This window comes from Klebsiella sp. B345 (assembly GCF_051131735.1).
Classification (GTDB): Bacteria; Pseudomonadota; Gammaproteobacteria; order Enterobacterales; family Enterobacteriaceae; genus Klebsiella.
The window spans coordinates 120,235-134,468 of the sequence record NZ_CP180444.1 but is presented as its reverse complement, the minus strand read 5'-3'; the positions used below and the strand labels follow the sequence as shown (position 1 = coordinate 134,468).

General features: G+C 48.9%; 12 protein-coding genes and 2 pseudogenes. 8 read left to right on the top strand and 6 right to left on the bottom strand.

The features are described 5' to 3' along the window. Nucleotides 1–33: 33 nt before the first annotated feature. Both ACMYSO_RS25695 and ACMYSO_RS25690 read right to left on the bottom strand, forming a co-directional pair. The gene (locus tag ACMYSO_RS25695; protein ID WP_434670980.1) at nt 34–975 is read right to left on the bottom strand and encodes a dihydroorotate dehydrogenase; all 942 of its coding nucleotides are present in this window, start codon (nt 973–975) and stop codon (nt 34–36) included. Continuing rightward, nucleotides 968–1,816 (bottom strand): dihydroorotate dehydrogenase electron transfer subunit, encoded by an 849-nt coding sequence (locus ACMYSO_RS25690; protein WP_434670979.1) that lies wholly within the window; start codon nt 1,814–1,816, stop codon nt 968–970. The genes ACMYSO_RS25695 and ACMYSO_RS25690 overlap by 8 nt, the downstream gene beginning before the upstream one ends. Nucleotides 1,817–2,185: 369 nt before the next feature. On the opposite strand from ACMYSO_RS25690, the gene ACMYSO_RS25685 reads away from it, so the two are divergent. The 4 genes and pseudogenes from ACMYSO_RS25685 to ACMYSO_RS25670 all read left to right on the top strand — a co-directional run bounded on the left by ACMYSO_RS25685 (nt 2,186) and on the right by ACMYSO_RS25670 (nt 6,776). Continuing rightward, complete coding sequence (locus ACMYSO_RS25685) at nt 2,186–3,433, top strand: MFS transporter (RefSeq protein ID WP_434671044.1); 1,248 nt, start codon at nt 2,186–2,188, stop codon at nt 3,431–3,433. Between the two features lie 213 nt (nt 3,434–3,646). After that, on the top strand, nt 3,647–4,912 hold the full coding sequence (locus ACMYSO_RS25680; RefSeq protein WP_434670978.1) for a hypothetical protein: 1,266 nt from the start codon (nt 3,647–3,649) through the stop codon (nt 4,910–4,912). Nucleotides 4,913–5,244: 332 nt separating this feature from the next. After that, nucleotides 5,245–5,475 (top strand): annotated as a pseudogene (locus tag ACMYSO_RS25675) (transposase); the annotation flags it as partial. A 192-nt stretch (nt 5,476–5,667) separates the two neighbouring features. Further along, nucleotides 5,668–6,776, top strand: a protein-coding gene (locus tag ACMYSO_RS25670; RefSeq protein ID WP_434670977.1) for an IS3 family transposase whose coding sequence is annotated in 2 segments (ribosomal slippage) — nt 5,668–5,929 and nt 5,929–6,776 — 1,110 coding nt in all. Because the reading frame shifts where the segments join, the coding sequence is not laid out codon by codon here. A gap of 194 nt (nt 6,777–6,970) precedes the next feature. Here ACMYSO_RS25670 and ACMYSO_RS25665 read toward each other — a convergent pair. Further along, nucleotides 6,971–7,807 (bottom strand): N-acyl homoserine lactonase family protein, encoded by an 837-nt coding sequence (locus ACMYSO_RS25665; RefSeq protein WP_434670976.1) that lies wholly within the window; start codon nt 7,805–7,807, stop codon nt 6,971–6,973. 51 nt (nt 7,808–7,858) lie between these two features. On the opposite strand from ACMYSO_RS25665, the gene ACMYSO_RS25660 reads away from it, so the two are divergent. Further along, entirely contained in the window at nt 7,859–8,476 is a 618-nt protein-coding gene (locus tag ACMYSO_RS25660; RefSeq protein WP_434670975.1) for a TetR/AcrR family transcriptional regulator C-terminal ligand-binding domain-containing protein, read from the top strand. A gap of 188 nt (nt 8,477–8,664) precedes the next feature. On the opposite strand, the gene ACMYSO_RS25655 is transcribed toward ACMYSO_RS25660, so the two are convergent. Together ACMYSO_RS25655 and uraD are read right to left on the bottom strand one after the other, a co-directional pair. Continuing rightward, nucleotides 8,665–8,970, bottom strand: coding sequence for a hydroxyisourate hydrolase (locus ACMYSO_RS25655; RefSeq protein WP_434670974.1), 306 nt, complete (start codon nt 8,968–8,970; stop codon nt 8,665–8,667). Continuing rightward, entirely contained in the window at nt 8,967–9,467 is a 501-nt protein-coding gene (gene uraD, locus ACMYSO_RS25650) for a 2-oxo-4-hydroxy-4-carboxy-5-ureidoimidazoline decarboxylase (protein WP_434671043.1), read from the bottom strand. Before uraD ends, ACMYSO_RS25655 begins: the two co-directional genes overlap by 4 nt. A 467-nt stretch (nt 9,468–9,934) precedes the next feature. Between uraD and hpxO the strand changes: the two genes are divergently transcribed. Continuing rightward, the gene (hpxO, locus tag ACMYSO_RS25645; RefSeq protein ID WP_434670973.1) at nt 9,935–11,089 is read left to right on the top strand and encodes an FAD-dependent urate hydroxylase HpxO; all 1,155 of its coding nucleotides are present in this window, start codon (nt 9,935–9,937) and stop codon (nt 11,087–11,089) included. On the opposite strand, the pseudogene hpxR reads toward hpxO, so the two are convergent. Beyond that, a pseudogene (gene hpxR / locus ACMYSO_RS25640) lies at nt 11,070–11,986 on the bottom strand (LysR family hpxDE operon transcriptional regulator HpxR). The gene hpxO and the pseudogene hpxR sit on opposite strands and share 20 nt — an antisense overlap. Before the next feature lie 184 nt (nt 11,987–12,170). Between hpxR and hpxD the strand changes: the two are divergent. Both hpxD and ACMYSO_RS25630 read left to right on the top strand, forming a co-directional pair. After that, nucleotides 12,171–13,151 (top strand): molybdenum cofactor-independent xanthine hydroxylase subunit HpxD, encoded by a 981-nt coding sequence (gene hpxD / locus ACMYSO_RS25635; RefSeq protein ID WP_434671042.1) that lies wholly within the window; start codon nt 12,171–12,173, stop codon nt 13,149–13,151. Between the two features lie 12 nt (nt 13,152–13,163). After that, nucleotides 13,164–14,138 (top strand): PDR/VanB family oxidoreductase, encoded by a 975-nt coding sequence (locus ACMYSO_RS25630; protein WP_434670972.1) that lies wholly within the window; start codon nt 13,164–13,166, stop codon nt 14,136–14,138. The last annotated feature ends 96 nt before the right edge of the window (nt 14,139–14,234 follow it).

The following is a 14,234-nucleotide window of genomic DNA, read 5'->3' as shown; positions in this document are numbered from 1 at the left end:
AGCTCATTAACCTTTCATTGACGCCCTGGAGGCTCACTGCGCAAATTCATACCAGCGGGAGGCGAGTTGCTCATCAATATCGACCTGACCGATGATGTCGCGGACGCGGCTGATGCCGTGTTCGGTGCAATAATCCTCAATGCCATGAATGATTTTCTGCAGTATCCCCGGATCGATAAAAGATGCCGTTCCCACCTGGACTGCTGTGGCGCCAGCCAACATGAATTCAATCGCATCGTCGGCGCAGGCGATCCCCCCGCAGCCAATGACCGGGATCTTCAAAGCCCGATAACACTGATGAACCATGCGCAACGCGACAGGCTTTATCGCCGGCCCCGATAATCCCCCCATCACATTCCCAAGACGGGGTCTGCGAGTGTGGATATCAATTGCCATCGCCAACATCGTATTCCCCATCACCACCGCGTCGGCACCTGCAGCTTCTGCGGCCAGCGCGATGTCAACCACGTTACCGGCGTTCGGGGTAAGTTTGGCCCAAAGCGGAAAATCACTTTTCCGTCGGATAGTGCTAATGACGTCAAAGGTGGTGTCGGGAGACATGGCAAAGGCCATTCCGTCTGCTTCGAGATTCGGGCAGGAGATGTTTACTTCAATTGCCGCAACCGAAGGTAGCGCCATCTCGGCGACTGCGCTGGCAAATGATTCGGAGGTGTCGGCGGAAATAGACACAACCAGCGGCGTTGAAAAGGCCGAATAGGCAGGGATGACCTGCGACCGGTGGTATTCAAGCCCCTGGCTGGGAATGCCGATGGCATTCATCATGCCCCCCCGAGTCTCACAGACGCGAGGTACAGGGTTACCCGGGCGTGATATTGGGGAGACGCTCTTCAACACCATTGCGCCCAGTTGGTTAAAATCGAGCGCTTCACTGTACTCAATTGCAAAACAGCCGGAAGCAGGCATCACCGGATTTTTGAGCGCCAGCGCGCCGAGACTCACATTAAGTTCAGGCAAACTCCACCTCCCCGACAACAGAACGAATAGGAAAGACGGGTCCTTCACGGCAGACTCGCAAAAATTCAATCTGTCCGTTCTGCTGGATCGGCCTCACGCAAGAGAGACAAACGCCCATTCCACACGCCATACGTTGTTCAAGCGCGACCTCGCCTTCGGTATCAGGGAACCCCTCCAGGATGGACTGTAGCAAGCGAAGTATACGGTGCGAGCCGCAGGTATAAACCATGTCGTGGTGATGCCTGCCAAGAATATCATGCACTAACTTATCCAGCGCACTCATTGCCGAGGTGCCATCGCTGTCATAAAGGCAATGAACATCAGCATCGATGCCGCGCAGGAACGCATTACGCATCAGGTCTTCCGGCGTTCGTGCCGACATAACAATGGTGAGAACGATACCGGCACGGGCAGCTTGCTGCAGCAAAGGAGCCATAGTGGCAAGGCCCACACCTCGTGCAACCACCATAACCCGACGGAATTCAGGCTTCAGAGTGAAGGTATTACCGAGTGGCCCGACAATCTCCATCTCACTACCTTCAGGCAACTCAGCCAGCCCTTGTGTCCCCGCCCCTGCGACATTGTACAAAAACTCGATGGTTCCAGGCGCCGGCCCGGTACCGTAAACGCTCATGGGCCTGAGCAGAAAAGGATGTAACGACTTCACATTGGGGCATTTAAGCATATAAAACTGCCCAGGCAGGGTCGCGCTATGGAGATCCACCGCTGCGGTGAGGCGCAAATATTTATAGCGTTTGTTAACCCAGCGATGCTCTGACACCTGACAGCGATGTGACGCTACCTGGCGGGCATGACGATTGAAACAGCTTGTGTCACCCATTTTGAATACCCATCTACGTGGTGAATAGAACGATTGTGAGTATTATATATGACACAAGTATCAAAAAGATACAAGCGTATTTTTATACTTCCTTAATGACGGCATCAATATCTGAAATCGGTTCTTATTGGTAGTCATAAAATATAAAATAACAAATAAATTCAAATAGTTATTTATGAACTCAATTCTTACATCTCTTTGAGGCCAAGCATCTCTCCCTTATTTCATCTCATTATTGGCATTAAAATTGCTACACATTCGTATCAAAAACGATATTTATATCATAATTAAACAAGACTGCACCATGATGAAGCAATTCCTCATTTTGTGTGCACCAAAATGGTCCCAAGGAGCGTAATAGTGGATTCAATGAATAATGTTCGTTCGTCGGAGGGATGCGGAACAGCTTCCTCAGAGGAAATTACCGGTTACAGCTGGAAAGCGCTGCTTGGCTCGGCGATCGGTTATGCAATGGATGGTTTTGACCTGCTGATCCTGGGGTTCATGCTGCATGCCATTTCAGCAGATCTTAACCTGACCCCTACACAATCAGGCTCCCTGGTAACATGGACGCTGATTGGCGCTGTTGCGGGAGGCATTATTTTTGGCGCCCTGAGCGATCGCTATGGCCGTGTCCGCGTTCTGACCTGGACAATTGTGCTATTTGCTACCTTTACCGGATTATGTGCTTTCGCCACCGGTTACTGGGACCTACTGATTTACCGCACCATTGCAGGGATCGGCCTTGGTGGCGAGTTCGGCATCGGGATGGCGCTGGCTGCCGAAGCATGGCCAGCACGTCACCGCTCACGCGTTTCGTCATATGTTGCGTTAGGCTGGCAGGCCGGCGTCCTGCTTGCCGCCGTGCTTACGCCGATGCTCCTGCCGTTTATCGGTTGGCGCGGCATGTTCATTGTGGGTGTAATTCCGGCATTGATTGCCTGGTTTATCCGCCACCGTCTGCATGAGCCTGATGTTTTTGTTAACCAGAGCGCTGCAAAAAAAACCTCCATGCTTGAGTCGTTCCGTTTACTGGTAAAAGACAAGGCAACGACCAAAATTAGCGCGGGGATTGCGATCCTGACCTCAGTCCAGAACCTGGGCTATTACGGGATCATGATCTGGATGCCTGCCTATCTCGCCAAACAACTAGGTTTTGGTCTGACAAAATCGGCAATGTGGACCACGGTCACGATTCTCGGAATGATGGCGGGGATTTGGGTTTTTGGCCAGCTTGCCGACCGTATCGGAAGAAAACCTGCTTTTATTCTTTTCCAGACCGGCGCCGCGGTATCTATTGTGTTTTATGCACAGCTTGCCGATCCTTTAACCATGTTATGGGCCGGCGCTCTTCTGGGGATGTTTGTTAACGGCATGCTTGGTGGATACGGGGCGTTGATTTCTGAGGCATATCCTACCGCTGCCCGTGCGACCGCCCAAAACGTATTATTTAATATTGGCCGAGGCGTCGGCGGATTTGGCCCAGTGCTGATCGGTGCTATTGCCGCAATGTATTCTTTTCATCTGGCGATTGCCCTCCTGGCATCGATTTATGTTATCGATATTATTGCTACGATATTTCTTATTCCTGAATTGAAAGGTAAGGAACTGGATTAACCAATAAGGCCTTCTGTGTCTAAATAACAACAGCGCCCCGTACTATTTATACTATGGCATTACGGGGCCACTGTATTCCACTCACGCAATAGTTATTAACAGAAAAACATCTGCGCTTAGCCATCCTTATGGCGGCATGTTTTTGCAATTAATTAACGGGATGACTTTCTCGGGATATGACTCATTATCAAAAAACACCATCAGGAGTGATAAATGCACTATAAAATGATATCAGCAGCTGTATTTTTTTCTCTCTATATGCAGGGAGCGGTTGCGGATCCTGTTGACAGTAATACGTGCTCAACAACTGATAGCCAGAGCCTGATTCAGGCTATGGGTTGTGGCAGTATTCACGGCAGCGCCCGACTGTTTTCTTACTCAACCCACAACGCCTATTTCACGCGCGGACTCAATCAGGACTCCACCACTCTTGGCGGATATATCACGTATACCACAGCGCCTTTTTATGGTTTCCAGGCCGCCGTGGGGGTAGAAGGACAAACCAACCTGCTGGCAGGCTCGGACTCGGTCGCTGAACTGGCTCATGACAGTGGGGGCGTTGATGAAGCTTACCTCAAATGGCGCCAGGGACTGTTGTCGATCACCGCCGGTAACCAGCGTCTTAACTTGCCTTTCCTCGGCGACTATTCCAATGCCCGGGTACTACCTTACCTGTATCGTGCAGTTGACGTTAAGTATGGTAATGACACTGATTTTATCCGCGTAACACGGGTATTCAGTTATAAAAGTTATGCTGATTCGACCTTCACTCGCACATCACGTCTGGCTCAGGACAATACCTTCAGCGGAAAAACAGATGGTCTGATCGCGCTGGGGCTCGCGAACAAATGGGGTCTTGGTCAGCGCTACCTCACTTCGCAGCTATGGGGTCAGAAATATGCTGATATTACCAATATTGTCTGGGCTGAAGTGCATTACGTAGCCCCTGATCTGCTGTGGAAGCCAGACCTAGGGATACAGGGATTTTATGGCAAAAATACCGGTGACAGTGTGCTAGGAAAAATTAAGAACCGCACGCTCGGGATGCAGCTGGTCGTTTACCCGCTGAACACGCTCAGTTGGCAGGTGGGCTACGATAAAATATTTCCCGAAGCCGACGCTTACAAGAATGGCGCATTGGTTACGCCTTATGCCTACAAAACCTCTTCCGACCCATATTTTGCAAAGCCCTATTTTACCAGCACCCCGATGACCGGCGCCGGAAATGCCTTTTCGACGCAACTTACATGGTCTTATTCTGACAAATGGACGCTAGGATCTCGTTATTCTTTTCTGGATGTGAAATCCTCACAAGATGCCAAAAGCATCAACCAGTCTGAATACCTGGTATTTGCACGCTATAGTTTTGGCAATGTGCTGAAGGGACTGAGTATTTCAAATTATTTCGGCCTTCAGACATCGCCACTATATGAGCGAGAGTTCATTCAAAATAGATTGCAGTTAGCATATGACTTTTGATTTTTATTTAATAAGTTTGTTGTATGTATTGTATTTTTAAGTACATCACACACACCTGTAAGTTTCGACCATTTTTATACGATTAAATTCCACCTTGAATTTTTATTATATATATTTTCAAATCTGACAGAGCATATTATAATATACTGCTACAGTTCATTTACCATATATTCTGCCGCCTTCTGGCGGCTACTTTGGTAGTAATTACATTTTATTCTGTTTTCCTGTAAGTATCGCTGTAAAAAGAACCATTAACTTTTAGGTTTCTTCCGGCATACTGCTTATGTTCCTGGAGGGGGAGCCATGCGAAAGCACGATTCACCGAAAAGCAGATTGTTTTTGCCCTTAAACAGGCTGAACTGGGTACGCCGGTGCCTGAGGTCTGCCGTAAGCTGGGTATTTCTGATGCCACGTTCTATACGTGGCGCAAGAAATAGGGCGGAATTTCTCCTTCAGAACTGAAGCACATGCGGCAGCCTGAGGAAGAGAATCTCAGGCTGAAGAAGCTGGTTGCCGACCTGAGCCTCGACAAGGCCATGCTGCAGGACGTGCTGGCAAAAAAGAACCGACGCTGGCGCGTCTGCACGAATGGTTCCGGGACCTGCAGGCACGCTACGGGGCCAGCGAGAGGCTGGTCTGTATTGCGTTACAGGTCAGCCGCAGCTCTTTCCGCTACTGACCCTGACCCAAAATCCTGCACCATTCAGAAACAGAATTCCGGCATGATCTACACTCCCTGAACGGAGGTGGTGCCGATGAAAAAATCACGATTTACCGAAGAGCAGATTGTCTTTGCCCTGAAGCAGGCCGAACTGGGTACGTCCGTACCGGACGTCTGTCGCAAGCTGGGCATTTCGGATGCCACGTTCTATACGTGGCGCAAGAAATACGGTGGCATTTCGCCCTCAGAACTGAAGCACATGCGCCAGCTGGAAGAGGAAAACCTGCGGCTGAAGAAACTGGTGGCCGATCTGAGCCTCGACAAGGCGATGCTGCAGGATGTGCTGGCAAAAAAGACCTGACGCTGGTACGCCTGCGCGAATGGGTCCGGGACCTGCAGGCACGTTACGGGGCCAGCGAAAGGCAAATCTGCTTTGCTCTGCGGGTCAGCCGGAGTTCGTTCAGGTATCGTGCTGTGGCGGCAGACGACAGCGCGCTACGCCTTCGTATCAGGGAGATCACCGAAACCCGGGTTCACTATGGTTACCGAAGGGTTCACGTCATGCTCAGGCGGGAGGGCTGGCGGGATAATCATAAACGCATTTACCGGCTCTACAGCGAGCAGGGGTTGTCCCTGCGTCTCAAACGTCCGCGTCGGAATAAATCGGCCCAGCGGCGACAGCCCCAGCCTCAGGGGATGTATCCGAATCATGTCTGGGGTATGGACTTTGTCTCCGATGCGCTGTTTGACGGAAGGCGATTGCGCCTGCTGACGGTCATTGATCTGTACACGCGCGAATGCCTGGGGATCTGCGTGGGCCAGAATCTGCGCTCCACGGAGGTCGCAGAGATGCTGAACACTATTGCGCTCAGACGGCCCTTACCACAATTGCTGAAAACCGATAACGGCTCTGAATTTGCAGGGAAAATGCTGGACAAATGGGTGTATGAACGGGGGATCCATATAGACTTCTCACGCCGGGGAACACCGACGGACAATGCCACGGTGGAGTCGTTCAACGGCAGGCTACGACAGGAATGTCTGAACGAGAACTGGTTCATGTCTCTGGAGGATGCACGGTGCAAAATCGAGGCCTGGCGCATACACTATAACCAGAAGCGTCCCCACTCTGCACTGGGCTGGATGACGCCATCCGAATTTGCTGAGAAGTCTGCCGGTTGCCAGAATACGCAACCAATATGAAGCCGGTTATTCCTGATTATGACTGGAGCATATTCGGGGTCAGGATCACTACCCGGTTATTCCTGATTATGAATGGAGCATATTCAGGGTCAGGGCCAGATCCATCGTAACTCATTCAAATATTACAAGTGTATTCCTGTATCTATGAGGCTCAGCGCCCGGTGAATGATGCATTCTATCCGGGCACATAATTTTTAAGTGCAGACAGTAAAAATTTTATTTTCAAGACGACGCGCACTTTCGAAATCATGGGCAAACTGAGTAATAACAGGTTTCCGTTTGCAAAGCTCTCGCATGCGCCAGGTTGAGTCATGATGCAATCGTCCATCAACTGCAACACCATCCAGTTTTCCAGCAAGCAAATAGCTTTCCTGATAGGATGCATCACCACCAATCAATACATAATACTCCCCCATATCAATGATAACTGACTGATGCCCAAGCGTATGTCCAGGTGTCGGAACAATTACCACATCCCCCTTACTGGTGAGAGACATGCTACGATCAAATGTTTCAAAAGGACCATCATCATGCGTTGTTGTTGTTGGTTTAAACCATTTTGGATAGTGCATATTCAGGAAACCTTGAGCAGGTCCTTTCCAGGATAAAGCATCTTTTGCTTCTGTTTTACTTAGAATAAATTCGCTGTTCGGGAAATGACGAATTCCACCGGCATGGTCGCCATGCATATGTGTCATGATGACCCACTTAACATCCGAAGATTTAAACCCCAAGGCATTCAACCGTGAATTGACCTCCTCTTCAGGTTTGACCCAGCGCCTCTCACATTTTTTCATAAATGGGTGCCACCAGGGTTGATAACCAGGATCATTCGCGTGAGAACTCTCTCCTGTATCAACAAGAATCAGACCGTCCTGGTGCTCTATCAACCAGCATCCTATAGGTAAACGAGGGCTCCAGTACTTGTCCTTAAGCACATCGAAAACCCTGGCAGGCCGTGATTCATAACGAGCGAGTTGATGGCGGCTTTTTATCTGAACATCTCCGGTTTGCAAGCAATGAATTTTCATGCGATCCTCTTAAAGCATCAAGTGTTGCTTTAATACTAAGAGGAGTTATCTGTGAAATCAAATAATGAAATGATTAAACCACTAGATGCTGTTCGTATCAGGACTGGTGGACGGAACCATAGGGTTCGTAAAGCAGTATTAGAGGCAGCTAAAGAAATACTTGTATATGAGGGGATCTTCGGCTTAACTCATCGAAATATCGCTCAACGAGCAGGAGTAAATGCGTCAACAGTTTATCGCCGCTGGCCTGACCGCCACAGGTTGATTGCCGATGTTCTAAGCTCTACAGCAGAGGACCTTATCCAGATACCAAATACTGGAAACCTCCGTGAGGATCTCATGCAGTTTTTATTAGCTATAGTATCTATGCTGTCATCCCCCATAGGTTTAAAACTGTCTCAGGGCTGTGTAACCGCTCTTGCATCCGCAGATGACGTTGTTAGAGATACGATTACAAATCTTTGGAAAGATCGTTTCCAGCAAACTGAAATAATTTTTAAGAGAGCAGAACGAAGAGGGGAAAAATACCCTACCCTAATCGAACCTCAGGTGCTTATGGAAATGCTTATAGCGCCCTTATGGTTTCGGACGCTGATAACTTCAATGCCCGTAGATGAAGCGTTTTTAGCGAAGAATATTAATGCATTATTTTCATTTGATTCAAATTAATGCCACTGCTTACATCATGTTATTGAAATTAGAACATAGTAACAGGAGTTTTTCTCCTTATGGCCCCCCCCTCTCAACGTTTCCCTAATAGTGGTAGACACTCTAGTATTGAAGAAAAATATGGCCTCGATAGGAACAACACTACCGGGACTACTACAGTATTATCATTAACTCCCGCGATAGGTGGACTACCCCCCAGGAGCAATTAAAAATGGTAGATGCAAATGCTCTTCAGGCACTCCTCTGATAAAAAAATCAATCTGCGCTCTGATGAACACGCTATTACGCCCATTGCGATCGAACCAGTCCCCCGTTTCTGCCGTCAAACTATAGCGTCCTGGCCCCAGGAACTCACAGGTAAATGCACTGACGCGGCCCTCATCATTAGTCGTCTTGATACTTAAAGTATAACCCTCCCGCTCCAGACGCACCTCTACGCCCTCTGCTGGCATGCCGGTTGAGACATCCAGAATATGTGTGCTCAATGAACTCATTCGCTGATCATTCCTTCCAGACGTAGTAATGTAATCTCACGTAACTGTTCTAAGGCTTCTTGCATATCTTCAGCATTGCTGTACTGCAACCGGCGCATTAGCGCCTGCAAAATCTCTTCCCCACTGCGCCGCTTGGCGCGAATTAAAAACAACCGGCCAAAGCATTCCTCATAAAGTGCATTTCCCTCCTTCAGTGCCTGGGAGAGCATATCATCCGAGTGATCCACTCCTGACTGTTCCTGCCTAGAAAGTACAGCATGTGCTTGTGTTTCTGTTGGCTTTTCACCTATACGTGGGTGAGCACAGAGAGCTTGATTCAGTTCCTTTTCTCCCCAGTTATGCATAGCTTGCCGTGCAACTTGCAATAAATCCGCACGATTCGCATATGGTCTCTGACAGATCAGTGGCGTACTCCACTCGGGAACGGCAACACAGGGAGTCAACAACACCATCGCTTCATCCTCAGCCATTCTGTTAAAGCGGTTCAACGCGATCATCATTACTTCCTTCTACCGTTATTTAGATCATTGTCTCTTTTGGCATTCTCTGATTCAGCGTAAGCGCTACTAATCAGCCCGGCTGTAACTAAATAAAAAGAGTGCCCAGTAACCCCAGACGTCTTAACGTGATAAACAAATTGATCAGAGTAAGATCTGAATTTCCTGGCCAGAAAGTAATCTGCTGTTGTTCTCTTCTGCCCATATGATCCTGTCCTCCAGCCATGAGATGTGTACTCATATAAGCACGAAATGGGCCAGCATAGTAAACGACAGAAACTGGAATATTAAAACCCAAAACTAAAAAACAGAAACTTTTGATTCAAAAAAACGCAAACAATAGCCAAAAAAGCACCAAAACAGTGCAATAAATTCAATTTTTGGCACATAAGCCCCCCGTTTTACATGTCCTGCTAATTGGTACAAAAATTGCATCACCCAGCCTCTACATCTGTAAAGGAAATGAAATGAAAGCAATTGTGATTGGTGCCGGTATCGGCGGACTGAGTGCGGCAGTTGCACTGAAGCGCGCTGGCATCAGCTGTGAAGTTTTTGAAGCGGTTAAAGAAATCAAGCCTGTGGGAGCAGCCATTTCAGTATGGCCCAATGGCGTGAAATGTATGGAATCCTTGGGAATGGGTGAAATTTTGGAAACATATGGAGGACAACTACGCCATATGGCATATCGCGATTTCCGCAGTGGTGAAACGATGACTCAGTTCAGCCTCGCGCCGCTATTTGAACGCACCGGCAGCCGCCCATGCCCGGTTTCCCGAGCGGAGCTACAGCGTGAAATGTTGAATTTCTGGGGGCCGGAGTCAGTACAATTTGGTAAACGAGTGACCCATTGTGCGGAGGATACAAATGGCATCACGGTGAAATTCACCGATGGTACCTCTGCCAGTGGTGACCTGCTGATTGCCGCTGACGGTAGCCACTCAGCGCTACGCCCATGGGTATTAGGTTACACACCTGAACGACGCTACGCTGGCTACGTTAACTGGAATGGCCTGGTGACTATTGATGAGACTATCGCGCCAGCTGACCAGTGGACTACTTTTGTTGGCGAAGGTAAACGCGTCTCCCTGATGCCGGTTTCTAATGGGCGTTTCTATTTCTTCTTTGACGTCCCACTTCCGGCCGGCTTACCTGAAGATCGCAGCACTTTACGTACTGATCTCATTCGATACTTTGATGGATGGGCATCACCGGTTCAGAAACTTATAGCCGCCCTCAATCCGGATACCACTAACAGAATTGAAATACATGATATTGAACCTTTCAACCGTCTGATTCGTGGCAAGGTTGCGTTACTGGGCGACGCGGGCCACAGCACCACCCCTGACATTGGCCAGGGAGGATGTGCAGCAATGGAAGACGCTGTTGTATTAGGTCACATTTTTCGCCAGACAAAGGATATCCACTCTGCCCTGAGCCAGTATGAAGTTCAACGCTGTGACAGGGTACGTGACCTCGTATTGAAAGCCCGCAAACGCTGCGATATTACCCACGGCAAGGATATGTTGCTGACTGAAGCCTGGTATCAGGACCTACGAGAGGAGACCGGGGAACGCATTATCAACAGTATGTGCGACACGATTCTCAGTGGACCTTTGGGTTAAGCGAAGGTGGCGACGTCGTCATCGACTCAATGACCTCACTCCGTTTCTGAATAGCCATATGCGCCGGGCGTGAGAGCTGGCGCGATGGTGCAGTACATAGTTCCAGAGTCAAAGGTCGCAATAGCATACTCCGCAACGGGACAACAACCAGAAGTCCGTGCTGAACCTCATTCAGCACATCAAGCAGGCTAAGGACAGTAATACCACTGCCACGCAGAACTAAAGATTTAATCAGCAGAATATCATTACACCTGATACCGTTCGCTGGGGAAAAATCATAGTGACGATACAGCAGCTCAATGCGCTCATGAACGATTAAAGGTGCTCCGGGCATAATGTGTCGTTCCAAACTTAGATCCCCCAGCGATAGTGTTTCGGCTCTCGCCTTCGGGTGCTCTGGCCGCATCACCACTCCAATCTGCAGTTCAGCGAAGGCAAGTACGCTGATTCCTGGTTGTTCCTGTGGATCGAGTATCAGGCCGAGATCAAGGTTACCCTGACGAACTTTCTGGCTTACGATATGACTATCCGCCACATGCAGGTCCAGTTCCAGCCAGGACCAGTTGCCAATAATCTCCGCCATTGCAGTAGAAAAACCACCTTCTGCCAGAGCCTGTACCATGCCAATACTGACGCTGCCACGCTTCATCCCCTGCAACTCATCGAATTTCTATCGAGTCTGACGAAACTCTCTCTCCCAGCACAATTCGCCAGCCGTGGTCATTCGCAACCCCTCCGACAGCCGTTCAAACAACGGCGCGCCAAAAGATTCCTCGGCCTGCAGTATCTGACGATTAATTGCCGAAGCAGAGATGTGCAGTGTTCTGCAGCCCTTCGCAAACTACCACAGCGGGCAACAGCTACGAAATAGATCGCGAAACGGGAAAATGGACTCATGGTACCTGTGTACTCTTTTTTGCAACAAGATACTGAATTAATGACGATGGATGTGAACACCTTAGTATGACAACAATAAAGCCACAACAATTAAACAATCACAATATTGCTATCAAAAGGAAGAGCATGAAAGCAGCCTCCCCCACCCCCTCCCGCACATTGTACTTTTGAACCGGACGACTGGCTGAGACTGGCCCGTTGCTGGCATCCGGTAGCTCGCGCCAGTGATATCGGTGCAGCTCCGGTCAAAGCGACTTTGCTGGACGAACAGTTAGTTATTTATCGCATCAAGGGTCAGGTAGTCGTCGCAAGCGATGTATGTCCGCACCGAGGTGTACCGCTAACACTTGGTTTTCATGACGAAGAGGGTATTGTCTGTCCTTATCACGGTCTGCGTTTTGGTGAAGATGGCCGCTGTAACCGTATTCCCTCCAGTCCGGACCAACAGGTACCAGCCAAACTGAACCTCACCAGTTACGCCGTAAAAGAGCGCTATGGACTGATTTGGACTTGCATCGCATATGATCCGGATAACCCTCAGCCACTACCGACAATGCCGAACTGGGATGACGAGGGTTTTCAGCAGATTAACTGCCCGGCTTTTGAAGTAAAAGGCTTTGCTGGACGTCAGGTGGAGGGATTTCTGGATGTAGCCCACTTTGCGTGGATCCATACAGACACCTTCGCAGACCCAAATAATCAGCAGGTTCCCGACTATACTCCCCAGGAGACACCGTTTGGTTTTATCGCCGATTACTGGAGCTCGGTGAGCAATTATCCAACCGGATCCGATGTCGAGGCACCACCAGGATTTAAATGGTTACGACATTTTGAAATGCACCTTCCCTTTACAGCAACTCTGACTATTCATTTTCCTGCCGAAGAGCGACTGGTGATTATGAATGCGGCTTCACCTGTTTCATCACGGGTGACACGAATGTTCGCGCCCATAGTGAGAAATTTTGACCTGCACGTACCTGTAGAAGAAGTTCATGCCTTCAACTTGCGGGTTTTTGAAGAAGATCGTTTGATGGTGGAGACCCAACGTCCAGAAAAATTGCCGCTAGACCTGACTCTGGAAGCTCATATTCCCGCAGACCGCAGTTCTATTGCCTATCGTCGCAGTTTAAAAAAGATGGGCTTTGGTGATTTCTTCCTGGTCTGAGTTGAGGTAGTAATGAGCGACATTTTAACGATGATAGTTGACGGTCTCTGGCTACAGGGTGACCGAAATATTGCGGTCAAACTGGTAAGTGCCGAAAAGAAACCACTGCCGCTCTGGCAACCGGGAGCACATATTGACGTGCATTTACCCGGCGGTCTTATTCGACAGTATTCTCTAACCGGAAGTTGTGAAGATACAAACCATTATCTTCTCTGCGTATCACGCGAGGTAGCATCGCGAGGCGGATCGCAATATATCCATGATGAACTTCGTCCAGGCCAGCGTTTGATGATCTCTTCTCCACGAAATCTGTTTAAGCTGCAGGAAAACTCTCATGTGCTTCTTCTTGCGGCAGGAATTGGTATCACTCCACTGTATGCAATGGCGCTGTCGCTGGCAAAATCGGCAACCCCTTTCACATTGCACTACTATGTAAAACGAACCGAAAGTGCAGCCTTTATATCAGAGCTTTCACAGCAACTGTCAGCAGACGAATTTCATGTGCATAATTCTAACGACGGTAGTAGCCCACGTATCAGGCTTTCTCGAGACATTGGTTTACCACGCCCCGGAGGTCAGATCTATTATTGTGGGCCTAAAGGGTTCATGGCGCAGGTCCATGAAAGCGCACTAGAAGTTGGGTGGGACACTAGCCAACTCCATAGTGAAGCTTTCCAACTCAACACACCAGCCTGTATATCAGAAAATGACGATACTTTTACTATCACACTGTCCTCCACAGGAGAATGCTGGCCAGTACCTGTCGATAGAACCATTGCCCAGGTATTGCAGCAACACGGTGTAGCTGTACCACTATCATGTGAAATGGGGATTTGTGGTGCCTGTCTAACGCCCGTAGTTGAAGGGATTGTTGACCACAGGGACACCGTTCAATCTGAAGCGGATAAGAATGCGAAGCAACAACATATTGCAATATGCTGCTCACGAAGTCACTCGGCAAACTTAGTGATCGATATGGGCAGGTGAGTTACCGTTGTATTTTTTACTTATATTTTGCTGACGTCTCGTGGTTTCATTATACAGTGATATGATGTATTGACTTTGCTGGTTCAGCCTGCATTA